This window comes from Pseudomonas sp. PvP009 (genome assembly GCF_017832995.1).
Classification (GTDB): domain Bacteria; phylum Pseudomonadota; class Gammaproteobacteria; order Pseudomonadales; family Pseudomonadaceae; genus Aquipseudomonas; species Aquipseudomonas syringae.
The window spans coordinates 1,331,199-1,356,626 of sequence record NZ_JAFIBG010000001.1; the positions used below are offsets into that span (position 1 = coordinate 1,331,199).

Annotated in this window: 18 protein-coding genes; 7 read left to right on the top strand and 11 right to left on the bottom strand. The window is 57.0% G+C overall.

The annotated features are described in order from the left end of the window. Nucleotides 1–236 precede the first annotated feature (236 nt). The 3 genes from JOE29_RS05865 to JOE29_RS05875 form a co-directional block, all read right to left on the bottom strand. On the bottom strand, nt 237–1,166 hold the full coding sequence (locus JOE29_RS05865; protein ID WP_198721723.1) for an HNH endonuclease: 930 nt from the start codon (nt 1,164–1,166) through the stop codon (nt 237–239). Continuing rightward, entirely contained in the window at nt 1,166–3,472 is a 2,307-nt protein-coding gene (locus tag JOE29_RS05870) for an AAA family ATPase (protein ID WP_198721724.1), read from the bottom strand. The genes JOE29_RS05865 and JOE29_RS05870 overlap by 1 nt, the downstream gene beginning before the upstream one ends. A 1,509-nt stretch (nt 3,473–4,981) precedes the next feature. Then, complete coding sequence (locus tag JOE29_RS05875) at nt 4,982–5,944, bottom strand: hypothetical protein (protein WP_210079006.1); 963 nt, start codon at nt 5,942–5,944, stop codon at nt 4,982–4,984. Between the two features lie 920 nt (nt 5,945–6,864). Here JOE29_RS05875 and JOE29_RS05880 point away from each other — a divergent pair. Continuing rightward, entirely contained in the window at nt 6,865–9,018 is a 2,154-nt protein-coding gene (locus JOE29_RS05880) for a nuclease-related domain-containing protein (RefSeq protein ID WP_198721726.1), read from the top strand. A gap of 673 nt (nt 9,019–9,691) precedes the next feature. On the opposite strand, the gene JOE29_RS05885 is transcribed toward JOE29_RS05880, so the two are convergent. The 4 genes from JOE29_RS05885 to JOE29_RS05900 form a co-directional block, all read right to left on the bottom strand. Beyond that, on the bottom strand, nt 9,692–11,812 hold the full coding sequence (locus tag JOE29_RS05885; RefSeq protein ID WP_210079008.1) for an alpha/beta hydrolase domain-containing protein: 2,121 nt from the start codon (nt 11,810–11,812) through the stop codon (nt 9,692–9,694). A gap of 275 nt (nt 11,813–12,087) precedes the next feature. Continuing rightward, entirely contained in the window at nt 12,088–12,369 is a 282-nt protein-coding gene (locus tag JOE29_RS05890; RefSeq protein WP_003319672.1) for a type II toxin-antitoxin system RelE/ParE family toxin, read from the bottom strand. After that, a complete protein-coding gene (locus tag JOE29_RS05895) occupies nt 12,359–12,550 on the bottom strand; it encodes a hypothetical protein (protein WP_003319671.1) in 192 nt (63 codons plus the stop codon). The genes JOE29_RS05890 and JOE29_RS05895 overlap by 11 nt, the downstream gene beginning before the upstream one ends. A 62-nt stretch (nt 12,551–12,612) precedes the next feature. Continuing rightward, nucleotides 12,613–13,923: a mechanosensitive ion channel family protein gene (locus JOE29_RS05900; protein WP_210079010.1), complete on the bottom strand. Its 1,311-nt coding sequence runs from the start codon at nt 13,921–13,923 to the stop codon at nt 12,613–12,615. Nucleotides 13,924–14,081: 158 nt separating this feature from the next. Between JOE29_RS05900 and JOE29_RS05905 the strand changes: the two genes are divergently transcribed. Continuing rightward, nucleotides 14,082–15,194, top strand: coding sequence for a hypothetical protein (locus JOE29_RS05905; protein WP_074997073.1), 1,113 nt, complete (start codon nt 14,082–14,084; stop codon nt 15,192–15,194). A 15-nt stretch (nt 15,195–15,209) separates the two neighbouring features. Here the strand turns inward: JOE29_RS05905 and JOE29_RS05910 are convergent, their stop codons facing one another. Then, the gene (locus JOE29_RS05910) at nt 15,210–16,103 is read right to left on the bottom strand and encodes a LysR family transcriptional regulator (RefSeq protein ID WP_210079013.1); all 894 of its coding nucleotides are present in this window, start codon (nt 16,101–16,103) and stop codon (nt 15,210–15,212) included. Nucleotides 16,104–16,208: 105 nt separating this feature from the next. On the opposite strand from JOE29_RS05910, the gene JOE29_RS05915 reads away from it, so the two are divergent. Both JOE29_RS05915 and JOE29_RS05920 read left to right on the top strand, forming a co-directional pair. Beyond that, complete coding sequence (locus JOE29_RS05915; RefSeq protein WP_210079015.1) at nt 16,209–17,471, top strand: MFS transporter; 1,263 nt, start codon at nt 16,209–16,211, stop codon at nt 17,469–17,471. After that, entirely contained in the window at nt 17,468–18,496 is a 1,029-nt protein-coding gene (locus tag JOE29_RS05920; protein WP_210079017.1) for an alpha/beta hydrolase, read from the top strand. Before JOE29_RS05915 ends, JOE29_RS05920 begins: the two co-directional genes overlap by 4 nt. A 60-nt stretch (nt 18,497–18,556) precedes the next feature. Here JOE29_RS05920 and JOE29_RS05925 read toward each other — a convergent pair whose 3' ends face one another. Then, nucleotides 18,557–19,339, bottom strand: coding sequence for an NAD(P)H-dependent oxidoreductase (locus JOE29_RS05925; RefSeq protein WP_074997070.1), 783 nt, complete (start codon nt 19,337–19,339; stop codon nt 18,557–18,559). Nucleotides 19,340–19,427: 88 nt separating this feature from the next. Between JOE29_RS05925 and JOE29_RS05930 the strand changes: the two genes are divergently transcribed. After that, entirely contained in the window at nt 19,428–20,327 is a 900-nt protein-coding gene (locus tag JOE29_RS05930) for a LysR family transcriptional regulator (protein WP_103363416.1), read from the top strand. A 19-nt stretch (nt 20,328–20,346) separates the two neighbouring features. Here JOE29_RS05930 and JOE29_RS05935 read toward each other — a convergent pair whose 3' ends face one another. Further along, entirely contained in the window at nt 20,347–20,760 is a 414-nt protein-coding gene (locus JOE29_RS05935; protein ID WP_003393300.1) for a hypothetical protein, read from the bottom strand. Between the two features lie 119 nt (nt 20,761–20,879). Continuing rightward, nucleotides 20,880–23,252, bottom strand: coding sequence for an outer membrane protein assembly factor BamA (gene bamA, locus JOE29_RS05940; RefSeq protein WP_057406334.1), 2,373 nt, complete (start codon nt 23,250–23,252; stop codon nt 20,880–20,882). 216 nt (nt 23,253–23,468) lie between these two features. Between bamA and JOE29_RS05945 the strand changes: the two genes are divergently transcribed. Beyond that, nucleotides 23,469–24,158, top strand: a complete 690-nt coding sequence (locus JOE29_RS05945; protein WP_003412780.1) for a response regulator transcription factor — start codon at nt 23,469–23,471, stop codon at nt 24,156–24,158. 11 nt (nt 24,159–24,169) lie between these two features. Further along, nucleotides 24,170–25,405, top strand: coding sequence for an ATP-binding protein (locus tag JOE29_RS05950; RefSeq protein ID WP_046271341.1), 1,236 nt, complete (start codon nt 24,170–24,172; stop codon nt 25,403–25,405). Nucleotides 25,406–25,428 lie beyond the last annotated feature (23 nt).

Sequence of the window (25,428 nt, forward strand, 5' to 3'; positions counted from 1 at the left end):
TATGCCTTTGAAATAATTTATATATGGTACAGAGTGTTTGCCGGCCGAGGGTAGAGCCCTACCAGTAATTGTTATCAAGAGGTAGCTATTAGCCGACTTCCGTCTGTCGCCAGAGGTAGCTTTGGGTCGAAGGCGGCCGGTAGCGACAGGCCACAACCGACCAAGAATAGCGGCTGTCCAGTGGATGACACAACACCTTGTGACCAGCCAGTTTTCAAGGCCGGGTGCGCGAAGAATCAAGCTTTTAACTGTTCTATATAATTGTTGAGCCAGGCGCCTACCATCTCTGAGTACGGTTCCATGGGCGCAGCCATCGCCTTAATTTCCACCAGCATACGGCCTTGCATGACCTCCAAGCGTTTGATGGCGTTGTCCAGAGCGGCTTGGGCGGGCAGTGCTTTGAGCTCGTCGACGGTAATCCCTAACTCAAGAATCATCTCACCTAGAAACTCCAGGCGCCGCAGCAACCGGGTCCTATCCTGCACCAGCCCGAGGCGATTCAGACCGTAAGTCTGTATCGACATCGCACCTCGATCGCTTGCTCGTCCGGGCGCACTACCCGCCAAGACCAAGCTTACCGGGGATGTGCGGTCGACGCTAAAGCGCAGGTGCTCGCGAGGATCATCACGTGTCGGGTCCAGCAGAAGCGGCTCCTCGTCGATGTACGCATAACTCTCGGCGGCGAGCCGTTTTCCGGAATCCCGGATCGGAAAACTATCCTGTTTTCCGCCTTTGCCCAAGTTCATGCCTGCGTTGGTGCTACTGTCGTAAAGCGCCTTAAGACTGGTCGATGCATCGGGCAAGTATTGTTTGCGTTTTCGGTTGCAGTCGATGCAACTAGGCAGCAAGTTGTCCCAGCTCATAGCTAGCCACCAGTAGCCTGGGTGGGCAGGGTCATCTGCAACCGAACCTTTTGGGCGATAGTGCTCGATGTCCACTGGGGCGGACGCCGAGAAGAAAGTCTCGCAGTAGGCGCATTTATTGTGGAACAGCGCTGCGAGTTTGCGTTTGACGTCGTCATGTTTATATCCCGCGTAGGTAAAACTGCCTTTTTTCGGGTTGGTATCGAGCTGGTGATCGCGGGCACGGTCGCGCTCGGTTTTGCCACCTTTGTTGGCCGATTCGAGATTAGACGGTACGCTTCCAATGCGTTCTACACGGCGCATTAAAGAATTCCCTCCAGCGCTTGGATGATCTTGGCCTTAACACTGGCCTTGGCGTCCGCTACTCGCTGCACAGATGTACGTGCACGGATTTGCAGGTATTCAGCAACGGCATCCTGCACCACTCGATGGGCTTCGGACGTGCCGACGGGCAGCGCGGATGCTACATCGTCGTTGAATCGTTTCAGCGTCCGTAGTTGTTCCGGCTCAAGTTGTTCCGACGGCATGGCCAGCAGATCGGCGATATGCGCGAATTGCTGATCCATTTCGGGATCGTCTGTGGAGTGCAGCTGGAACAGATCCGAGGTTAGTAATTGTTCGATCCTCAGCTCAGACAATGGCGGCAAGTCGGTCTGCGCCTCAACCTGGGATTGCAGCCCCGCATCGGTGGTGCCTTGTCTGAGTTGGACCCGTCGCAGCACCACGATTTCGCCGTCGTTCATGCCCCGGATGCATAACGGGTCGTGAGTCGTCGCGATAAAAGTGACATTGGGTAGCGCCTCCCGCAGCCCACGCATAATGCGCATCTTCCAGCGTGGGTGCAGATGGGCCTCGACCTCGTCAATGAGCACTACCGCTCTGGCGGTCTGAAGGCTCTCAAAGTCCGGGTAGATGCTGGGGTTCATCAGACCGCGCATCACGTCGCAAGCCATGGCCAGGATGGAGCGAAAGCCGGAAGAAGCAACTTTCAACGAGCTTTGAGACAGAGGGCTGCCGTCGTCGCGAATACCTGTTACGACATAGCATTGCTTGCTAGCAATGTCTCGACGGATGACATCGAAACGTCCGTCGATGGATAGAATTTCACGCAAGGCTCGGATCACCATTGCGAAGCGGGCATTACTCAGCTTGAGCAGCCATCGTTCGGGGTTGGGCAGCATACGGCCGTCAAAAAGATTGTGTACAAAGGCATCCGGCTTGGGTTTGGAGCTTGGGCCCTGGTGCTGATACTGGCGAAACGCGCCATAGGCGAATACCGGGATATTTTCCTGCTGCATCTCGTCAGGGATATTGATACCGCCTTGTTCGATGAGCAAAGTACGTTTGGACCCGTTCGAGATATCGATTTCGATCAGAGCCTCAGAAACCGCTCGTGGCTGTGCGGCGCCTAGAAACTCCGGGGCGAGGATGAAGTTTTTCGTGGTCAACCCCAAGCTAACAAACGCTTGGGTTGATGAAAGCCCGAGGGCGAGCGCCTCCAAAATAGTGCTTTTGCCTGCTGAGTTCTCACCAATGATGAGAAGTGCAGGAAATTGCCGAGTGCCCTCGAGCGGAGTAGTCGGAGTTTGGGGTTGCAGATTGATGTCTAGATTCTCGATAGACTTGAAGTTCTCTAAGCGAAGGCGAGTGACACTGGCTGTACTCGGGCGCTTGAGATACATGATGGTGTCCTCGCTCGAAAACTCTTGGGGCTCGTTATCGGCAAGTTGCTGGATGCACTGTTCAAGACGCGAACGCCCGTCCGCAATCTTGCGAAGCTTGGCGAATACGCGGGCGATCCCTGCCATTGACAATACAGGGCGACTACTTGTCTCGGCTCCCACGAAGACTGCCAATCGGCGCAGCAGCAAATACCAACTGCCTCCGAATTCCAGCTGTTTAAAATCAAAGATTTTGATGGATTCTTTTGCATTGACCTCCCTAACCCACTGCACCAACTGCCGCAAATAGTCTTGATGACTGGCAAAGCGCTCAGCAGTGCGCACAGCGGTATTAAGATTGAAATGTTCTATCGTGAGTCTGCCTCGCTCTGATAACCCCACCAGACTACCGTCGGATCGGGTGCCGAGCTCTTTATATAGCGCCTGATCAAAACAGGGGTCGAGGAGTATTGGTTTCTCCCTGAGCGGGTAAGCAGGCCACATGCCGGTATTTTCTTGAGCGTACTGCTGGTAAAGAACCATATCGGGTAACGGAGCGCGCTTGCCGAGCACGGGGAAGTATTCTCCATCTGCAGGCATGCATGAATGGCATATGGGATAGATATTCTGCCATGCAATATCTAGCCAGCTGTAATAGAAATGTGCAAATTTGCTGGGCTCGTAAGGCAGTGACTGAGACTTCGGTCTAAAACGATACGGCATCAGGTCTGCCCAAGCTTCGCAAAAGGCGCAGCGGCCTATAAAAAGCCTTTTTAATGCAGCACTCATGCTTTGATCTGAAAGATTTAGAGACGACGCAGGCGGATATTTCTGCGACAGTTGCTCTTCGCTCTGTGCCATGAATCGAACCAAAAACTCTCTGTGCTCGTTTGCCGCGCTGCCTGTCAAAATTGCAGGTACCGGAACATCCCTTTGTATGTACTGCATGAATTTATTCCCTAGCCTCTTCCGGTCTACTATTTTCGGTGTGATCCTGACAATATACCCTATCTTGCCTCGCACGCTATCTTCGTTCGGGAAGGTGCTTTACGGGCATATGACGCAGATCGAACAGGTATCTTCAATTCGAATAGGCTGTTGTGACTGCGCGCTTATACAGACAGCGGCATGATGGCGGATGCTCGAGTGTTCGCTGATACGTAGATCAGTTTCACGCCCATAATGCTAATCCGGAGTGTTATCCCGGACGGTTAGATCTGACTTAGCCCGTACACGCAACAGCCCGAGTGCCTGGGCAACGGTGATCATTGGTCTGATTGCGGTTATTCTTTGGCTGCTTTCGACCGATTCTGTTGAAAAAAACGGTTCCTCCAGACCGCTCGAGTAATAATCGCTGAAAACACCTTTTTGGTAAGCCGCTACGCCAAATCTGAGCCCGGAATTTTCTGCTCAAAGTAACGATTTCAATCTCAAGCGCGTACTTTTCTGCCCTGGAAACCACGGCCGACTGTTTTCAACAGAATCGACCAAAAGCTGACAGTGGATGTACCGTATCGACTTCGTATTTAACCTGGGCATCTGCATCTGTCTAGACCTTTTATGCCAGAAACGCTGAACTTTCTTCCCGTATCGCGCGGTGGTGTACTCTATTGATAGAGTAGCACTCCACTATTGTGCTTTCTGTCTTTTAGAGTTTGGCTTGATGAAAAGCATCCCTGATTCGGGCATCGCATGCGATGCATCTTAGCGTTGGTGAAAAGTGGGCGGGGGAGGCAGTGGCGGCCGAATCGCTTCTGGCGAGAAAATCCTCGAAGTCCGTCGTTGGCTTCCAGACTTAGATATTTCCGAGGATCTCCTGATTGTGGAAAACGAGCGATTTCTCCATAACGATGGGGACGAAGACGATAACGGTATTGCGGTGGCAATTGTGCGCGTGAAAGCCCTGCGTCCCTTCATCCTCGCTGATATGCAAGTGGCCTGTGCAAACTGTTTTTAAGATGGCTGGCTCGAATGGGAGTTGAGTGACATAAGGCCAGTCATACACCCTGTGACCATCCGTGCGGCACGGGGTATCTACGAGGTATATTTCCTACTCCCAGACAAACGCTGAACATTGAGCAAGATGTGTTGGGCAGACGCTTACGAAAGGGCGATCAGACGACGCAAGTCTTCAAGTGTTCAAAGGCATCCAATTTCTTGAACGTCGGCTTGCCCAACTGACGCTTCAAACTGGCTACGACGTACAAGCTGTTCAGCGTCGTACGTAGTGCAGCTAACACGCCGTTACGATTCCAAGTCCCTTCAAGGCCCAGATCATTCAAAAGTGTGCTCAGCCTGGCGCTTCGATTGCCAGTATCGTACTCACCCGAGTGTACAGGCCCTGTCATAGCGATGAGGTACACTAGAAAAGAAGAACTAATGCCACACCACTGCGAGGTCAAACCTATGGCTAACGACATACCGTCTACAGGAGATGGTGGATGCTCAACTGGGCAGCTAGAGATTTACAGTCGATCGCCTAACGGGCAATCGATCAACTTTGGAGACTTGGGCTTTCAGGACTAAGGTCAATGTCAATCTGCGTTTGGTAAGGGTTTTGAAGCGTCCTTGCCTAGGGGCTTTCTCGGGTGCAGTAGTAGAGTGCTTCCACATGCCCAGGACTACGATCTCATCGTCCTTTTCAATGCCTTTGAGCCACGCTTGATCCTTGGCCCAAATGCTCACTTCCAGGCCAATGCCATTTTCGGCGTCATCCGGATCGACTCGGAACTTGTTCATTTGCAGGTTGATGACGTTCTTGGTTTTTTCACCCCTGAGCTCAGTCCTAATACTGCTCACTGCACCCTGAATCGCGATGGGGTGTTGAACGGCGTTGTGCGACACTGCGTAATACGCTTCAGCGTGGCGCTCCGGCTCGAAATAGAACTGATTCCAGGCGACCTTCACATTGCCCTCGAAAACCAGTTCCAGATGCTGTTCGATGTCTTGGTCTTTGTCACAGAGTGCGCGGAGCTTCAGGGCTCGCTTTGCTGAGTTGATGTACGCAGGAAGAAGATTTGGATTGTGGGTGTAAGTCCGACCCGCTGTAGCCCGAGTTCCCCCATCATCCTCGAAATTACGAACACCTTTTTCCAGGGCTTCCTTGATCATGACCAGACGCATCCGGTAACGATTGTGCTGGATACTTTCGATCAGATCTTCGGATGTGCTTGCGATCTCGTTAATCTCCTCGTCCACTCCGAAACGACAATTCGCGGCGTGAGCACCTTTGGGATAGAGACGAAAATAGCCCTTGACGAGAACAGACTTGTCATACATTTCCCGGCTGTATGGCGGGTTATGGGTGACTGGAGTGCCACACTTGCAAAGCAGGGGTTCGGCGCCGGTTCCCTTTGTGTATGTGGCAGCTTCCCAGCGATCGCCATTCTGGTCGAAGGCGTGATCCATTTTGATGCCCATGCAAACCCTCCATATCAAAGGTGGATTAAACCCAATCCTCATATCGAGCATGAAGCCACAGTAATTCTGCCGACGACTGCATGGTAGCCGATACGGTTGCGCTCCAGATATTACGGACAGCTCTAGAGTCCTAGTTTCTAGCCATAGGCCATCAGTGTACCGATTGAGGGCTAGCCTGCAAGCATGGAAGCATGGAAGCTGTGCTCCTCATACGGAGCCGCTGTCCATCTCCACAACGCTTGGTTCTATGTCATCAAGATGGGGCCGTGTTCGAGAAAGTTTTGCGCTGACTGGTTTCCGATAGCACCTATCTCGCCCCGCACCGCTGGCCGCCACTCGGTCCTCTACATCCGCCTAACCCTCTCGTGGGCTCAATGTGTGTGGGATTAAAGCGGTGTGGCGGAACCTAATGACATTCGGCCTCTGATAAACTCCCTGTTTTTTGCGGTGTGGTTGACACTTATCTGCATGGAGAGGAGTGTCGGCCTTTCTACGTTTGACTCGGGCGCGCAGGTCGGTGGCCATGTTCACCGTGACTGCCAGAAATTCTCCGCTCTTGGCCGAGCTGGCTAAATACGGTGTGGTCATGGTTGCGGGCATTAAGGGTCATCCGATACAAGAGGAACGATGCTCAGCCTGTCAGTATGGGTTCGTGCTTCAGCGCACCTGTAAGTTCGGCGATTTCAAATTCTGCTCGGGCTTTCCTCGCTGCAAATACAATCCCGACAAGCCAAAACACCAGGGAACTCGACAGCCAAAGCTGACCCGTCGTCTGTATTGATTCCGTCTGCTTGGATCTAGGGCGCGATCGCATCTCACAGCCGAGGATTGATAACCCAAGCCTGCCGATCAACTGCACCAAAGTGCGACATATTTACTGAGTGGAGCCGTTTTTCGCTAGTTGCCCGAAGGAGGGAAGTATGCGTATTACAGGACGTAGTGAGTCCGAGGTATTTGCCGACCTTGGCGTGCTCACCGCCAAACCGGGTTACGTTCACGCGATCGCATACATCTGCCATCGCGATAATATGGTGGCCTTTCAAGATGAGTACACAGCTTCCGATTTGAGTGAGCTTTACGATCCTGGCCGACTTCTCAGAACAGAGATCAACACTCTGCTGGGGCTGATGATGCGCCAGCCGTTGGATCTGACACTCCCGGAATCTACTCAAATCCAAGCTTATGTAGCGCAAACCGATGAGTTTATGGCTGAACTCCACGGCTCAATGAACGGCGTCATCTTCGAGGCGCTGAAGCGCAGATCTGCCAGCGCGACAGATCGCATGTCTATTTGGGAAGGGGCGGCGCTGAGGGAGCCAATCTTCTACGGACCAGAGTCCGCTTACAGTTTCCAGTACCGAGATTTTTTCGTCGATAAGCACAGCGGCGATGACGCTTGGCTTCAGCAGAATAAGGGCTTCACGAGTCGTCAGGCACAAACAGTCGCCCGTGCGATGTGTTCGCTCATGGACTCGCGTGCAACCCAGCTACACCAGGATGGGAAAAAGGCACTGGATGCCGTCGTTTCACGTCTGGCTCACTTCGAGTTCACCACTGAGGACGTCGCTCGAAAAACGGGGCTGGACATTGCCGTCGTACAGGCTGTATTTGAGGCATTGACGTTCACTGGTCAGAGCGCGGAATTCCGGGAGCTGGGAGATTTCAATAGCGTCGTCGCAACGCCGCTGTTGCCGACTGATCGCGGGTCGGTGCTTCTCTTCATGCACTATGCAATTTACGAAGCACTCTACGAGTCACCGTTCTTTTGGATGAAAGACGACCCTGTCTATCGCCGACAGGCCTCTGACAACCGAGGCGCTTTTGTTGAGCGTTTCGCTCACAAACGATTAGCTGCGGTCTTCGGAAGAGCCAACGTTTTCACCAACGTCAACATTCTTGATGGTAAGAACAGGGCCGGAGAGGCTGACGTACTGGTGATCTTCGGTGATCGGGTGATCATCGTTCAGGCTAAAGCGAAGAAGCTGACTCTGGCGGCACGGAAGGGGAACGACGGTCAGCTCAAGGCTGACTTCGCTGCGGCTATTCAGAAGGCATCTGATCAAGCGTGGGACTGCGCTGAGGCGATTCTCTCGGGTAGGTGCCGGATGATCGATGATGCGGGGCGCGAGATTGCCATGCCAGATTCGATCAAAGAGATTTTCCCGTTCTGTGTGGTGTCTGACCATTATCCTGCTCTAGCGCTCCAAGCGAGCCAATACCTTGAATTCGAAACCACGGACATCGTCCGGGCCCCGTTGGTGATGGACGTTTTCCTACTGGACGTTTTGGCGGAAATGCTGGACTTCCCCCTTCGCTTTCTTAGCTACGTACGATTGAGGGCGATCGCACGCGACAAGCTCAGAGTTAGCCACGAGTTGACAGCGCTGGGCTATCACCTGAATCGAAATCTCTGGCTCGACCCAACCTACAGCATGGCATCGGTGGACGACTCGTTCGCGGGTGACGTGGATGTCGCGATGACGGTGCGTAGGGAAGGTTTCCCAGGTAAAAGAACACCGCCAGGTATTCTAACGCACATGCTAGGTACTCAGTATGAGCGTTTGATTGCTCAGATTGAGCGAGCAACAGATCCTGCAATGCTTGAACTCGGTTTTGTGCTGCTTTCGCTGGATGGCAGAGCATGTCAGCAAATCCACCAGGGCATAGCCGGTATCACGGGTATGGCCGTTAGAGATGGGCGCCCTCACGATTTCACCTTTGCCATTGATGGAGGAGAAGTGGGGATTACGTTCCATTGCTACCCAGATCCAGATCCCCATGCGATCGAACACCTGAAACTGCATTGTGAAAAACGCAAATACGCAGAGCGAGCTGCCACATGGTTCGGTGTATCCGTGAGTACGCAGGGAAATATTCAATTCGGCATGATGTACAACCTACCTTGGGCTCAGTCCGACGCGATGGACGAGCTGACTAAGGGCATGCAAAAGCCCGTAGGCATGAACATAGCGATGAAAATGTTCGAGAGAGGCATGAGGCACGTGGAGCCGGGCCGCAACGAAGCATGCCCATGCGGTAGCGGGAAAAAATATAAGAAGTGCTGTCGCTCTTGAGTTTCTTACGCCCGCTTTGCGTTGTGCTCCAGCAGGGCAATTCGCACGAATGTAGTGGTCTATGGCTCAAGGTGCTGGAAAGCAGATATCTGTTTGCATTGAATGCGTAGCGTGGGTGATCCGTGCTTTATGAGGCGTCCGAGCAGCAATGCCCCGAGTTTCTTGTTCCCGTCCTGGTAGGGATGTGTTGGGATACTGTCGATGCATTCAGTGTATCTCGCTAAGCTCGCAAAGAGAGCATTTGTACTCTTTGAGGTGATGAGCGCTATGAATAAGCCAAGCGTGGAACGTCGACGATTGTAGTGGTCTGCTTAAAAGTCTGGACACCTCGTTTAGACTGGCTAAGGCGACAGCCCTGTGCGTCCTGTCGTCGCAACCGCTTCAGCCTAAGCTCTATTCTGCCCCGACGTTCGGCATCACGCGTGGAGCGCGGCCATGGAAGACAGAGCATTGGTTTACGTTATTGGCGCAGAGGGACTGGGAGGCGATTGGCAAACTTCTCTACCAAAAGAAAAAAGCCACGGTGCAGCATCACATCGGAACACCTCCGCACATACCTGCCCATTTGCGTCGATGAGTTCAATCCCGAGACCATCCCTGATCACATCAGAAGCAATCTGAAACCGAAAATCCATGTATTACTCCTTTGTAGTGGTCGCCTGTTTACCCCTGCTCAAGGCCCTGCACGCACACCTGTCTCCTGTGCTTCTTTTACAAGCCGCTCACGGTCTTCAGGAAGCAGCATCCGCGCCTCAACCAGCGAGTCTGCAGCTTTACTCACTGCAGACACATAATCCTCCTTCGTGGGGTAGCGTTCCTCCAGGGAAAGGCGAGGGTCTCCGGCCACGATTCGCTCTTTCTTCGTCGCGGCAAACGGGAGGAAGCTGCCTTGGAAGTTACAAAAGCCACCATCAAAAAACTCGGGGCGGAAGGTGTTCCAACCCGTGTAAGTCCCGATGGGAGCACCCAGATACACATCCCGAACGCCACCCACATCAATTCCGTCTGCATCCACTTGAGGTACCAGAAGGCCGTAACTGCCAACCCCCGGTTTCGGCGGCTCGTTTGTGAGAATGCCAGAGCTGTCTTCGGGACGAAAACCAGGTCCAAAATCAAGCACTTGCAGGCTGTTGACGGCACCGGTGTAGCGGAGCTCGGGGCGCGAAACGCCACCATAATTGGTCGCGGGGATGAGCGGGAAACTGACCCTGTCCGCCGGCACGAGGGTGCCGTCCGCTACAGAAGGTTTTATCGAAGCCGGCGGTGTTGTCTCATCACGAACCCAGCCGACGAGGTTGATGAACGCTGCGCGCATTGTCCAGGTGTGTGGGTTTGGATTTGATTGCACCTGGCAAAGCCCAAAGGGTGGTTTAGCCGGGAGTGGCAAAGACGGCGGGGCATGCTGCGTACTTGCCATAATAAAAGTGCGGACGTTTTCCGGTTCAGGTGTATCGCGCAAGCCGAGTGGATCGGTAAGGCCAAGCGACTGGCGTCCCTCCCAAAGCTCAAGGGCTGTTGCCATGTGGAATATCAGAGGGCAAGTGTTGTTATCGTTGCAGCGATCCAGCAAACCCTGCGAGCGTCCGGTAACAGGATCGGTTTCCCGGCCATAGGTAAACGGAAAATCGTAAGCAGGGGAGTCATGATCGACCTGCTGACCCCACGCCCGACCAGGTTGAGCAAATCGGATGTTGAGCGGCATCAGGCCGCCTCCAATATGCGGCATCGCACCATCATAGACCCGATGACCTGCCTCGCTGCGGTTGAACCCCAGCGCGATCATGCTGCGAATGAATCGCCCGGCTTGTGATGAGCCAGTGATAATCGACTTGACCTTAGGCCCATGCACTACAGGGTTGGGCACACCGGTATCGTCATGCTCAGCCTGCTGGAAAAACGCACCAACATCCCGTGCGATCGCAAAACCAATACCCATTACCGCCGGCTCCTTGGCCCGGTAAATCAGCTCGTAAAGCTTACCGGGCTGAAAACCAGCGGGTAGGCATATCTGGGTTTCGCTCGGCGTATTGCAATCGCCAAACTTCCAGTCATTTACTGGAATTTCCTGGCGGGGCGCATTTGCTCGCGAACGCACCGTCAACGTCGGACGAAAGCCATCCGCGAGCACTTTGGTATTGTCGGTTTCAACCGATTTGTAGCTCGTGTGAGGCGGCGTGGAGGTGAACCAACCTGCAGACAGGTTAAGGCTGACGGTCGGTGAGAGCGTGGTCAACTCACTGCGCACCACACCTGTTACCGGCGACCCATCAGTATTTATGGCCGTCGGCAATTGCACCATCATGCGGTTGTCGCCCGGGGCAACGTCCCCCTGCCAGGCAAACGCGATCAGCGTCGTACCCTGGCGCTGTAGAAAACCGTCCCCAGCGACTTCGAAGTTGTTGGACGCTGCTGGACTACCCTGCATATCAGCGTTGAACAATAACATCGCGCGCTTAGAGCCTCGATTTGGCACGTCGAATAGAAGAATGTCATTCGATTTGGCCACGTCAGCGGGACGCAGGATTGCAACATCAGTCGTGTATTCAACCATCCCACGACCGTTACGGGGTGCAAGTTCGATGTCTTGAATAATCTTGTTTTCAGGCGCTCCTGGGTCTAATTCACCATGAGCGCGCGCAAAGACGCGTTCGTAAGCCCCTGTATTCCCTAAGCTTTCGCCTCCGAAAGCGGGTTCGGTCCGCAGGATCTCCAATTGTGTGATACGGGCTTGGGCGGGTGCTGCAACGATCATCATGGCGCTTGCAAACGCTGCAGCATGAAATAGGCGATTCATCCTTACCCCCAATTTGTCATTTTTTTTATGGATGGCTTTTGATGCTCTGATAGCAATGCTTGTACAGATCAAAAGGCCTCAAGCATAGCCTGCAGGTAGCCCGGTTATCATGAATTCGTCAGCGTTCCGAGAGCACACATTACCAACTCCAGCATGGGTTGTTTTCTGCAAAGTCAGATGGCGGTTCGGTATTTCTGGACTGGTTAGGTAGCTATTGCCGCAGAATCGATTGCCTTTTCTGATTCGACATAAGCACCAACACCTCAATCGAAGATCTACCCAGCGTCGGTAGGGTAGGCTTGCCTGGCGTGAAGTACAGCGAGAACTTCGATCCGATCTGTCACTTTGTAAACAACGAGATAATTAGGGTGGACAACGATTTCCCTTGTTCCAGGCACTCGCCCATGGCGATACAAGTAAGGATGTTGAGGTAGGGCTGAAGTGGCTACTTCTATTGCCATTCCCAGTTCGCTGGCTGCTCGTATATTTCTGTCTGCGATGTAGGAAAGTATTTGCTTCAGGTTCATTCGTGCTGCCGGCCGCCACTCAACTAGCATCTGACGGGGGCTGCTTAGACTCTAGAAGCGCACGCATCTCGGCCATGACCTGATCGTGTGAAATATTGGGTGCCGGATCATTGATTGACGCCTGGACCTGCGCACGAAACCACTTGTCGTAGCTGGCGGCCTGTTCCTCGGTTTCAAACTCCGACACGATTGGAGAAATTCGAGCGCTCATGATCAAGCTCCTGTTGGCGGTGGATCTATCTTAGGCCTTCAGTTGCGCATTGTCTGCGCCGTTCAGCCTGAATGTTCTGTAGGAAACGGCTCTACCAGCGGTGTAGCCCCCACCCGCGCCGGCTCCCCCCTCAACCCCACCCGCATATCCGCCCCACTAGGCTGCTGATACAAACTCAACCCGAACTCCGGCATCACCGTAATCAGATAATCGAAAATATCCCCCTGTATCCGCTCGTAATCCACCCACACTGTGGTGCGGGTGAAGCAGTAGATTTCCAGCGGGATGCCCTGCGAGGTGGGTTCGAGCTGGCGAACCATGCAGGTCATGTTCGGGTTGATGTCGACGTGGCTTTTCAGGTACGCCAGGGCGTAGGCGCGGAAGGTGCCGATGTTGGTCATGCGCCGGCGGTTGGCGGACATTTGTGCGACGTTGCCTTGCGCCTGGTTCCAGGCCAGCAATTCGGCCTGTTTGCGGCCGATGTAGTCGGTGAGCAGGTGGATTTGCATGAGCTGCTGTTCTTCATCGTCACGGACGAAGCGCACGCCGCTGGCGTCGATGAACAGGCTGCGCTTGATGCGCCGTCCGCCGGATTGCTGCATGCCGCGCCAGTTGCGGAACGACTCTGACATCAGGCGCCAGGTCGGGATGGAGACGATGGTTTTGTCGAAGTTCTGCACCTTGACGGTGTGCAGGGTGATGTCCACCACGTCGCCGTCCGCGCCGACCTGCGGCATTTCGATCCAGTCGCCGACGCGCAGCATGTCGTTGCTGGTCAGTTGCACACTGGCGACGAAGGAGAGCAGGGTATCTTTGTAGACCAACAGGATGACCGCCGACATGGCGCCGAGGCCGGACAGCAGTAGCAGGGGCGAACGGTCGATCAGGGTGGCGACGATGATGATCCCGGCGAAGACGTACAGGATCATCTTCGACAGCTGCACGTAACCCTTGATGGAGCGCGTGCGGGCGTGCTCGGTGCGCGCATAGATGTCCAGCAGGGCGTTGAGCAGGGCGCCGATGGCCAGGGTCATGAACAGGATGGTGAAGGCCATCGCCAGGTTGCCGATGACGTTCTTGCCTGTGGCGCTCAGCCCGGGGACCAGGTTCAGGCCGAATTGAATGACCAGCGACGGCACCATTTGCGCCAGGCGATGGAAAACCTTGTTGTGGCGAAAGTCGTTGATCCAGTGCAGCGATGCCTGACGGCCCAGCATCCTCACGGCATACAGCACTAGAAAGCGCGCCACGCGGCCAAGCACCAGTGCGGCGGTCAGCAACAGGATCAGCGCCAGCCCGGTACGTATCCACGGGTGCTGATCGAGCATGTCCCAGATTTCCTGGGTCTTGAGCCAAAGCGAGTGAATATCCATAAAAGCATCGGGCCCGTTGAGCGAAGAGGGGGCGTGATTAGAACATTTACCGGGTCGTACGGGGCGGCCTGTGAGCACGAAGTGCACGTCGGGCAATGATTTCAAATTGTATCAATTGCTGAAGTAAACTCATCGCTCATTATCAAAGGAGTTGCGTCTTGCACCTATCCATCGTTCAACGCTGTGCGTCACGTCTCGGGTTGCAGGCCTTGTGGGTACTGGTCGGCCTGGCCTCTTCGACACTGGTCAGTGCCGCCGGTGCGTTACCGACCTACGGTGAAATGGACGCAGCAGGGTTCGCGGGCTCGCCCCGGGAGAACTACGCCCTGCAGGACTTTTCCGATAAATACCGTGCGACGCTGGATATTTCCGCCAAGGAAGATGTATTTCGTCCCGGCGTGATCAACGTGTACGACAAGGCCAGCGGTGCGGCCTTGATCCGCGTGCAGTCCGACGAACTGGTGCTTGGCACTGACCCCAAAACCGGCAAGGTCAAAACCAACGTGCACGAGTTGCCCTATGGCGAACAAAGCGTACTGATCTATCAGGATTTCAACTTCGATGGCATCAAGGACCTGGCCTTGATGGACGGGCAAAACAGCTGCTATCACGGCCCCTCGTATCAGGTCTTTCTCGGCACGGCCGATGGTTTCCGGCACAGCGATTCGTTTACCCAACTGGCGCAAAACAACTGCGGCCTGTTCAGCGTGAATGAGAAAGCCCGCAAGATCGAGACCATGACCAAGGACGGTTGCTGCTGGCACCAGACGTCTACGTATAGCATCCGTAATGGCGAGCCGGTTCTGGAAACGCAGACGGTCCTTGACCATACCGGTGGGTCGGGACTGCCGACTGAAACAGTCAGTCGCAATCAGAATGGCAAGATGACGCACACCACCAGCATCGTCTGGGAGGAAGACCAGCAGCGTGAGATTCTCTTGTCGTTCAGGCTCGCGCCGTCCGGCAAGCGCATTGTGTTGTTCCGCTCAGGGGACGCAAGCCCGGTCTTCTACGCGGCCGTGGACAGCAAGAATCAGGTCGGGCTGCTGTTTCCCCAGGCTGACGGTGAGCAACTGAAGTACGACGCTACCAGTCACGTATTGAGCTTCGTGCGCGGCGACACCGTTTACCGGATCGTGGGTGACGCAAAGGGTGCGCCCACCGCCATGCAAGTGGTGGTGCGTGGCAAAACCACCGAGCTGAAGCTGCTGGCCGAACCCGCTCAAGGTTCGCTGAACAAGGTCGCGGATGCGTTGAAAGCCGCGCAGTAATCAGGCGGCGGGGGGCTAGCCCCGATACCTCACCGCCTCGACAAACGCACTGAACGCCGGCGACGCCTGTCGCCGGTTCGGGTAGTACAAGTGAAAGCCTTCGAAATACGGGCTCCAGTCGACCAGCACTTCTTTCAGGCGGCCGCTGGCGATGTGCGGTTCGGCCATGGAGTCCGGCACGTAGGCCAGGCCCACGCCGTCCAGTGCGGCGTTGAGCACATGGATCATGCTGTTCGACGTGAATTGCCCATTGACCCGTATGTTGAGCTTGCGGCTGCCCTTCTCGAACTCCCAGGCGTAGCAGCTGCCGTTCGGCGAGTGGCGGATGTTGATGCAGGTATGTTGGGTCAGGTCCTGAGGTTGCAGCGGGACGGGGTGTCGCTCGAAGTAGGCCGGCGAGCCGACCACTGACAAGCGCCAGTCAGGGCCCAGGCGCACGGCAATCATGTCCTTGCTGATGGACTCCCCCAGGCGAATGCCTGCATCGAAGCGTTCGCTGACAATATTGGTGAAGCCGTAGTCGATGCAGATCTCGATCTGGATATCCGGGTACTGCGCGAGAAACCCTGCAAGCATCGGGCGGATGATGCCTTCTGCGGCGTCATCGGAGCAGGTGACGCGAATGGTGCCGGCGGGCTTGTCGCGCAGTTCGCCCAGCACTTCGACTTCTGCGGCAATCTGGTCCAGCAGCGGCCCGATCGAGCGCATCAGCCGTTCGCCTGCTTCGGTCGGGGCCACGTTGCGGGTGGTTCTCGCCAGCAGGCGCAGGCCCATGCGCTCTTCAAGGCCACGAAGGGTGTGGCTCAGGGCTGAAGGCGTAACGCCCAGCTTGGTGGCCGCCTTGGTAAAGCTCTGATCGCGTGCTACCTGCAGAAAGGCTTGCAGATCATTGAGTTTGGGTGTGCTCATTGCTGAATCCTCCTCACAAGCGCGTTTAAATTGTGGTGTCTAATCATCCTAATGCCTTTGCCCTAACCTGTGCCGACTATTTTCAACATCGCCAGGTCAGGACGCATGCAAGCATTCGATTCAACGCTAAATGGGGCTGAGACGACCGCACATCCGCCAGCCTGGGGCGCCGTGTTTTCGATGGCGCTGTGTGTGGTGGTGCTGATTGCGTCGGAGTTCATGCCGGTCAGCCTGCTGACACCCATCGCGCAGGACCTGGGCATCAGTCAGGGGCAGGCAGGGCAGGCGATTTCGATCTCCGGTTTTTTTGCCGTGCTGACCAGCCTGCTGAACACGCCACTGACCGGGCATCTTGATCGCAAGCCTGTGCTGCTGGGCTTCAGCCTGTTGCTGCTGGTGTCTGGCGTGATCGTTACGCTGGCCTCCAACGGCTGGTTGTTCATGACAGGCCGTGCACTGCTCGGGATCGCCATTGGTGGCTTCTGGTCGATGTCGACCGCTACCGTGATGAAGCTGGTGCCGAAGCAATCGGTCGCCAAGGGCCTGGCACTGATCAACGGTGGCAATGCGCTGGCTGCAACGGTCGCCGCGCCATTGGGCAGCTTCATGGGCCAGTACATCGGCTGGCGCGGCGCGTTTTTCCTGGTCATCCCGCTCGCCGCGCTGGCGTTTGCCTGGCAGTGGCTGAGCCTGCCGGCCATGCGCAGCCAGCCGAACAACCGGGCACGCAATCCGTTCCGCCTGCTGCGTAACCCGCAAGTGGCCGTCGGCATGAGCGCGATCCTGTTGCTGTTCATGGGCCAGTTCGCCGTCTTCACCTACCTGCGCCCGTTTCTGGAAGAGATCACCGGGGTCAGCGTCAACACGTTGTCCCTGATGCTTTTGGCGCTGGGGGCCAGCGGGCTGGTCGGCACCTACCTGATCGGCAGGCTGCTGCACAAAGGCCTGTATGCCTGCCTGATCGCCATTCCGCTGCTGATGGCGGTGCTGGCCGTGGCGCTCACCGGCCTGGGGCATTCGCCACAGTCCGTCGCCATTGTGCTTGCCGTCTGGGGCCTGATTGCCACGCCGGCACCAGTCGCCTGGGGCCTCTGGTTGAGCCGCACGCTGCCCGACGATGCCGAGGCGGGCGGCGGCCTGATGGTGGCGACCATTCAATTGGCGATCACCGCCGGGGCCGGCATCGGCGGCGTGCTGTTCGACAGCCTCGGTTGGTGGAGCCCGTTCGCATTCGGTGGCGTGTTACTGGCGTGTTCGGCCGCGCTGGCCTGGACGGCACGCGACAACGCGTCCCTGCAGGAAAGCAACACCGGTCAGGGCCGGGCAGGTAAACGCGGGTCAATTTCTCAACGAGGTAACACGCCATGAAAAAGATTCTTTTGATGCTTGGGCTTTTAATCAGCTCATACGCTGCGACAGGAGCAGACATGTCTCACGGTGCCGATAATTTCTACATAAGCGACAAGGTCGTTGCGCAAAAAGTACTGTTCAACAACCAGTACAAGATGAAAGTCGCGGGCAATCTGTTTATACCCAAAGGCTCGAACCCGAACGTTAAAGCTCCGGCAATTATCGTTGGCCATCCGATGGGGGCGGTGAAGGAGCAAAGTGCCAATCTGTACGCGCAGAAACTGGCCGAGCAGGGGTTTGTGACCTTGTCGCTGGATTTGTCGTTCTGGGGCGGGAGCGAAGGCCAGCCGCGTAACGCCGTTTCACCCGATCTCTACGCCGAAGACTTCAGTGCCGCAGTGGACTTCCTGGGCACTCAGACCTTCGTGGACAAAAAACGAATCGGCGTGCTGGGGATTTGCGGCAGTGGCAGCTTTGTCATCAGTGCCGCGAAGATCGATCCGCGCATGAAAGCCATTGCCACGGTGAGCATGTATGACATGGGCGCCGCCAACCGTAACGGCCTGAAACACTCGCAGACGCTGGCTCAGCGCAAGACGATCATCGAGCAGGCGGCACTGCAGCGCGACGTGGAATACAGCGGCGGCGACACCGCGTATACCAGCGGCACCGTACACAAACTGACTGAAAAATCCGGCCCGATCGAACGCGAGTTCTACGATTTCTATCGCACGCCACGGGGCGAGTTCACGCCCGAAGGCCAGTCCCCCGAGTTGACCACTCACCCGACGCTGACCAGCAACGTCAAGTTCATGAACTTCTATCCGTTCAACGACATCGCGACCATCTCGCCACGCCCGATGTTGTTCATCGCCGGCTCAAAGGCGCACTCTCTGGAGTTCAGCGAGGAAGCGTACAAACTGGCCGGCCAGCCCAAGCAACTGATCATCGTGCCGGAGGCCGGGCATGTGGATCTTTACGATCGGGTCGATCTGATCCCGTTCGACAAGCTGGGCGAGTTTTTCAAGAACAACCTGAAGTAATCCGCCGGAAGACAACGCGTATGAAAAGGCCCTGCACAAGCAGGGTCTTTTCGTTATCAGTCACTGATCGCGCAGGTGAATGTCCAGCCCCTGCCGACCCGGTGCAAGATCCGCTCGCAATGTCAGTGCCGGGATCTCGTAGTCGCCGTCGTTCTGCCTGCGAAAGGGCAAGGGCTCAAGGGTGAACAGGTTATCCAGGCGGTCGCCGTAGTCGGCGCAAATCTGCGCAAAGGTTGCGCTGTCCACTTTGCCTGCCCGGTACACAGGGAAGGGCGCGAGCACATCGAAACCTGGATAGAACAGGATGCCGTGCTGGATAGGAAAGAGCACGTCGTTCAGCGCCCCGTTTACGCCACGCTCGCTGTAGTGGGACTCCCAGCCGCCCATGGTCACCGTCAGCATGGCGCGCTTGCCTGCCAGCGTTCCTTCACCGTATCGATCACCCCAGTGCTGGTCGCTGTGCTCGCCCACGCCGTAGGCGAAACCACAGGCGTACACCCGCTCTATCCAGCCTTTCATGATCGCGGGCATCGAAAACCACCAGAGTGGAAACTGAAATATGACGGCGTCTGCCCAGAGTAGTTTGGCCTGTTCGGCCTCGATGTCCGGCGGCTGAATACCGGCGGCAAACACGCGTTGCGACTCAAGGGCAGGGTCAAAGCGGCGGTTGTTCTCAAGACCGGGTGCATCGTTGGCGTCGATGATCGCCTTCCAGCCCATCTGGTAAAGGTCGGACACTTGCACCTGATGGCCGTTGTTCTGCAGATGATCGACTGCGAAGTCTTTCAACGACCCGTTCAGCGAGCGCGGTTCTGGGTGGGCGTAGACAATAAGTATGTTCATGAGGGACTCCGGTTTGTCTGTCATGAGGCAACGCTACAGACTCGATCGGGTATGCTGGAAATCAATCTCCCAAACACTTGGTATGTGCATGAACAATACCTTGCGGCGTATCGACCTCAATCTGCTGGTCACGCTGGATGCATTGCTCTCGGAGCAGAACGTCACCCGCGCGGCGCATCGGCTGAACCTGACCCAGCCCACCGTCAGCCTGCAATTGGGCAGGCTGAGGCAGGTGCTGGAAGATCCGTTGTTGTTGCCGGGGCCGCGGGGCATGACCCCGACCGCGCGGGCTGAAGAACTGCGCGAACCACTCCGTCAGGCACTTGCAGCGCTGGAGTCTGCGTTACTGCCCGGCCGGGATTTCGATCCGGCAACGGCCGATCACACCTGGCGCGTCGCTGCCAGCGACTACGCGACCATCGCATTGATATGGCCGTCGCTCGGCAGGTTGCGCAGCAGTGCGCCGGGTACGCGCCTGGCCATGTTGAACAAGCACCCTGTCAGCCTGGCCGCGGATCTTGAAAACGGTCGGCTGGATCTGGCGTTGCACACCCGCGAGGAGGCGCCGCCCAAGCTGCGCCAGCGGTCGTTGATTCATGAGCGTTATGTGCTTGCTGCCCGGCATGATCATCCGGACCTTGCACGACCCGTGTCGCTGACACGTTTCTGTGAGCTGGAGCATGCGGTCATGTCTCCCAACGGCGGCGGCTTTGCCGGAAGCACCGACCAGGCCTTGGCGGCGCTGGGTTTAAGTCGGCGGGTCGTATTGTCGGCGCCGCATTTCGGCTCGCTGGTGTCGGCATTGACCAGCAGCGATCTGGTTGCCGTGGTGCCTGAACGGCTGGTGCGCGGCCAGCCGACGCTCGTGGTTCAGGAACCGCCGCTTTCGATTCCGGGGTTTGAAATGCTCATGCTGTGGCCAGAGCGTTTGCACCGCGATCCGGCTCATAGGTGGTTGCGAGAACTGATGGTCTCGGCCATTGATTGAGCCGTGCGACGCTCATGATTCAAGCCCGCAGCCGCCGCTCGCGCAACGCACTCAAACACTCGCGCCCCGCAGCCTCGGCGGTTTGCATGACCGTCTGGCTGTTGTCCTCGGTGATCCAGGTCAGCAGCCGCACCTGACCCGTCGCCTGGCTGCCGCCATGCATGCGAGACAGGGTTTCGCGCTGCTTGAGCATGGCTTTCATGCGGGTGGCGAGCATGAAGATATCGTCGATGAAACCGTCTTCGACGTTGTCGTGATGCTCGATGCCCAACCCCGTGGCGTCGTGGTCGATACGCAAATGGTAGTGCATGGCCCCGGTTGCATCCTCGCTGCCGAACAGCGCGATGACGAAACCTTTGCCCAGCAGCGAGCGCAAGGCGTGCTGGATGATTTCCTGCACATCGGGGGTGATCTGTCTGACTTCGCGGCTCATGTAACGACTCCTGACCTGATGAGTAGTGCAGGCAGTATTCAACGACGGGATGTAAAGCGCGGTCCGGGCCAGGTAATGCTGGGTAAAGACCGCCTTGTTCATGCTGTAAAAGCTCCGCCTCAAAAGGTCTGGCCCAGCGAGAACTGGAACACTTGGGTCTCGGCGTCTTCGGGCTTTTTGATCGGCACGGCGAGGTCGAAGCTCAGGGGGCCGAGCGGCGAGTACCAGGTCACGCCGACGCCGACCGAACTGGCCATCTGGTCGATATTGATGTTGCCGCAGTTCTGCGTGGTGGTCAGGTAGCACTTGTCGGCGTAAACCGTGCCGAAGTCCCAGAACAGCGAGGTGCGCAGGGATTTCTGGTCTTTGACGAAGGGCATCGGGAACAGGTATTCCATGCCGCCGGTGATCAGGATGTTGCCGCCCAGGGCTTCGGTGTCGCGGTCGGAATAGTAGATCTGCCCCTGACTGGCGTAGGTGCCGGTGGCCGGGGTATTGCGCGGCCCCAGCGTGCCGTCCTTGAAGCCGCGCACCGTGGCCTGGCCGCCCGCCGTATAGTTTTCGTAGAAAGGCAGGCCGTCGGTATCGCCGTAACCGTTGCCGTAGCCGAGTTTGGTATGCAGGCGCAGCGAGGTGGTGTCGCTGAGCGGCAGGAAGGTCTGGCCGTTGTAGTCTAGTTTGTAGAACTGCAGGTCACTGCCCGGCACGGTGCTGGTCAGGGTCAGACTTTGCGAGTGCCCGCGGGTGGCCAGTACGCCCTTGTTGAGGGTCGATTCCGACCAGCCGACGCTGGCCTTGAGGTTGGTGAACGCATCACCCTCGCGCTCAATGAAGTCATAGATCTCGTCAGCGCTGTAGCTGCCGGCGTCGAGGGTGTCACGCTGGATCGACAGCCCGTAGGTCAGGCGCGATGTTTCGCTGATCGGATAGCCGAGGTTGACCCCTGCGCCCACGCTGTTGAGCGAGTAGTAGGAGACCTCGTCGTCGTCATCGTAATACTTGCTGTAGTCGGTCGCGTTGTAGAAAACGTTGTAGCCCAGGCTCACCCCGTCAGGCGTGAAGTACGGGTTGGTGAACGCGAAGTTGTACTTGGTCTGGTACTCGGAGCGGGTCATGCCGAGGCTGGCGAAGTTGCCGGTGCCGAGAATGTTGTTCTGCGAGATAGAGCCGCCGAGTATCAGCCCGGCGCTTTGCGAAAAGCCCACGCTGGCGGTGATGTTGCCCGAGGCCTGTTCTTCGACGGCGTAGTTGATGTCGACCTGATCGTCGGTGCCGGGGACCGCTGGCGTTTCGACGTTCACTTCCTTGAAGAAACCGAGACGCTCCAGGCGCACCTTCGACTGGTCGATCAGGTAGGTCGAGGCCCAGCCGCCTTCCATCTGGCGCATTTCACGGCGCAGCACTTCGTCGGCGGTCTTGGTGTTGCCGCGAAAGTTGATGCGGTTGGCGTAGGCGCGCTTGCCGGGGTCGACCACGAAACTGATATCAACGGTGTGATCGGCATCGTTGGCTTTCGGCAAGCCGTTGACGTTGGCGAAAGTGTAGCCATCGTTGCCCAGACGGCGGGTGATCAGGTTGCTGCTGTCAGTCATGACCTTGCGTGAAAACACCTGGCCCGGTTTGACCAGAATCAGTTGTTCGAGCTGGTCCTTCGGCACTTTCAGGTCGCCGCCCAGTTTGACGCTGCCTACCGTATACCGGTCGCCTTCGGTGATATTGACGGTAATGAACACGCCTTTCTTGTCAGGCGTCAGCGACACCTGAGTCGAGTTGATATCCATGTTGATGTAGCCGCGGTCCAGGTACCAGGAGCGCAGTCGCTCCAAGTCGCCGGAAAGTTTTTCGCGGGCGTACTTGTCATCGTTCTTGAAAAACGACAGCCAGTTGCTGGTTTTGAGCTGAAACTGATCAGCCAGCTGTTCATCGGAGAACACGGTGTTGCCGACCACGTTGATGTGCTGGATCGACGCCACCGTCCCTTCGTCGATGGTGATTTTCAGGGCGATGCGGTTACGTGGTGCAGGCAGCGCCTCGGTATCGACCGAGGCACTGTAGCGGCCCTGAGAGACATATTGGCGTTGCAGTTCATTGCGCACGCCCTCCAGCGTGGCGCGCTGGAATATCTCGCCTTCACTGAGCCCCGACTGCTTGAGCCCCTTCATCAGGTCGTCGGTGCTGATGACCTTGTTGCCGACAATCTCGATACTGGCGATAGAGGGGCGTTCGACTACATTGATCACCAGCACATTGCCATCGCGTGCAACGTTGATGTCCTGAAAGAAACCGGTCTTGAACAGTGAGCGCGACGCGTCGGCCAGGCGCTGCTCATCGGCCTGGTCGCCGACATTGAGCGGCAGCGCAGCGAATACGCTGCCGGCTGATACGCGTTGCAGGCCGTTGACGCGGATGTCCGAGATGGAAAAAGTGTCGGCGTGTGCCAGCGGGACGCTGATTAACAGGCAGAACGATAGAAGCAGACGCGAAGAAATCATCAAACCCTTTCCAGAAAGCTGCGACAAAGGCATTTGAGCGCTGCCGATGACACGCCAGAAAGGGCCGGTCCGGCGGGCGCTGTTGGCTGCGCAGCATAGGGCGAGGGCATGTTGGGGACGGTTAACGCCGTGTAAGGTTAGGTAAAGATCATCGAGCCCGGCTGACACGCCGCAGCAGCGCCGGGATAATCGGCAACCACCAATCAAGGGCCTGCCATGACTTCCGTATTGCTTGTCGACGATGACCGGGAACTGACGGAAATGCTCAGCCAGTACCTGACCCGTGAAAGCTTCGACGTGACCTGCACCAACAGCGCTGAAGAGGGCGAGATTGAAGCCTTGTCCGGGCGTCACGACATTGTCGTGCTGGACATCATGATGCCGCGCATCTCCGGGATCGAAGTGCTGCGGCGGATCCGCGCGCAAAGCCAGGTGCCGGTGATTCTGCTGACCGCCCGCGGCGACAATATCGACCGTATTTCCGGGCTGGAACTGGGCGCCGACGATTACGTGCCCAAGCCCAGCTCGCCGGGTGAGCTGGTGGCGCGTCTGCGGGCGATCATGCGCCGGGTGCGTGCGGTGTCGGTAGTCGATGCGGTCAGGGATGTGATTCAGGCCGGAGAGCTGATGCTCTGGCCAGGCAAGCGTGAAGCGCGCTGGCAGGGCGTGACGCTTGAACTGACCGGCAACGAGTTCTGCCTGCTCGAAGAGCTGGCGCGGCATGCCGGGCAACTGGTCAGCAAGCAGAACCTGTCGATGAACGCGCTGGGACGGCCGCTGGCTCGCTACGATCGCAGTATCGACGTGCACATCAGCAGCATTCGCCACAAGCTCGGCCCGCGCAACGATAACCAGAGCTGGATACAGAGCGTGCGCAATCTGGGCTATATGTTGATCACGCCATGAGGCCGAGCCGGTTGTTCTGGAAGCTGTTCCTGGCGTTCTGGCTGGCGACCAGCCTGACCTTCATGGTAGGTGCCGGTCTGTTCATGTTCACCCAGGCAGGGCGGGACGATCCCTCGTTCAGCACGGTGCTCGACAACGAAGTGCGCATTTTGCAGCGCTCGGGCATTGCCGCAGGGCAGGCGTTGCTTGATGCCTGGCAGCCGGAGGGTCACAGCAAGGTCGGTTTGTACGACAGCCAGGGGATGCTGCTGGCGGGCGATTCGCTGGAAAACCCTCGCTTCGAACTCGCCGTGCGTACGCGCGAAGGTGCACTCGTGCATATCCGCTCTACCCAGCGCCCCAACCATGACGATCAACCCTCTCACCTCAATCCGCTGATCACCGGCACGGTCATGAGTGCGCTGTTCAGCTGGTTTCTCAGCAGCTATCTGGTGGCACCGCTGATTAAATTGCGTGAGGCGATGGGCAAGGTCGCCAGAGGCCGTTTCGACACACGGGTAAAACCCGACATGGGCCGGCGGCGCGATGAAATCGTCGACCTTGCCGAGGATTGCGACCGCATGGCCAATCAGCTCAAGGTCATGGCCGACTCCCAGCAACAACTGCTGCATGATATTTCCCATGAGCTGCGTTCGCCGCTGACGCGCATGAGTGCCGCCATCGGCCTGTTGCGCCAGGAGCCGACCCAGCTGGACATGCTCGAGCGTATCGAGCGCGAATCGGAGCGCATGGACTCACTGATCGAAGAATTGCTGACCCTGGCGCGCATGCAGAGCGATGTCGAAAGCCTGACCCGCGACCAGGTCGATGTCATCAGCCTGCTGGCGGCCATCGTCGAGGATGCCGAATTCGAGGCCGGACTGAAGCAGTGTCGGGTCAGGCTGCAGGCTCCCGGGTCTTTCGTCGCACAGGTCGACAGCGAACTGCTCTACCGGGCCTTCGAAAACGTGATCCGCAATGCCGTTCGCCACACGGCGGTCGGCACGGATGTGGTGGTGGTCGCCAACGTTCAGGCCCAGCCGCTGTGCCTGATGGTCAATGTCATCGATCAGGGGCCGGGTGTGGACGAGGCGTGCCTGCAACGGATTTTCCAGCCCTTCGAGCGCGGTCCGGAGAATGCCGCGCAGGGCTTTGGCCTGGGCCTGGCCATCGCCCTGCGGGCTATCGAAATGCACGGCGGGCAGATCGCCGCACGCAATCGGCCGGGCGGCGGTCTGGTGGTCGATGTGCTGCTGCCGGTGTCGTGACGGCACTCGATGGCCGTCCCTCG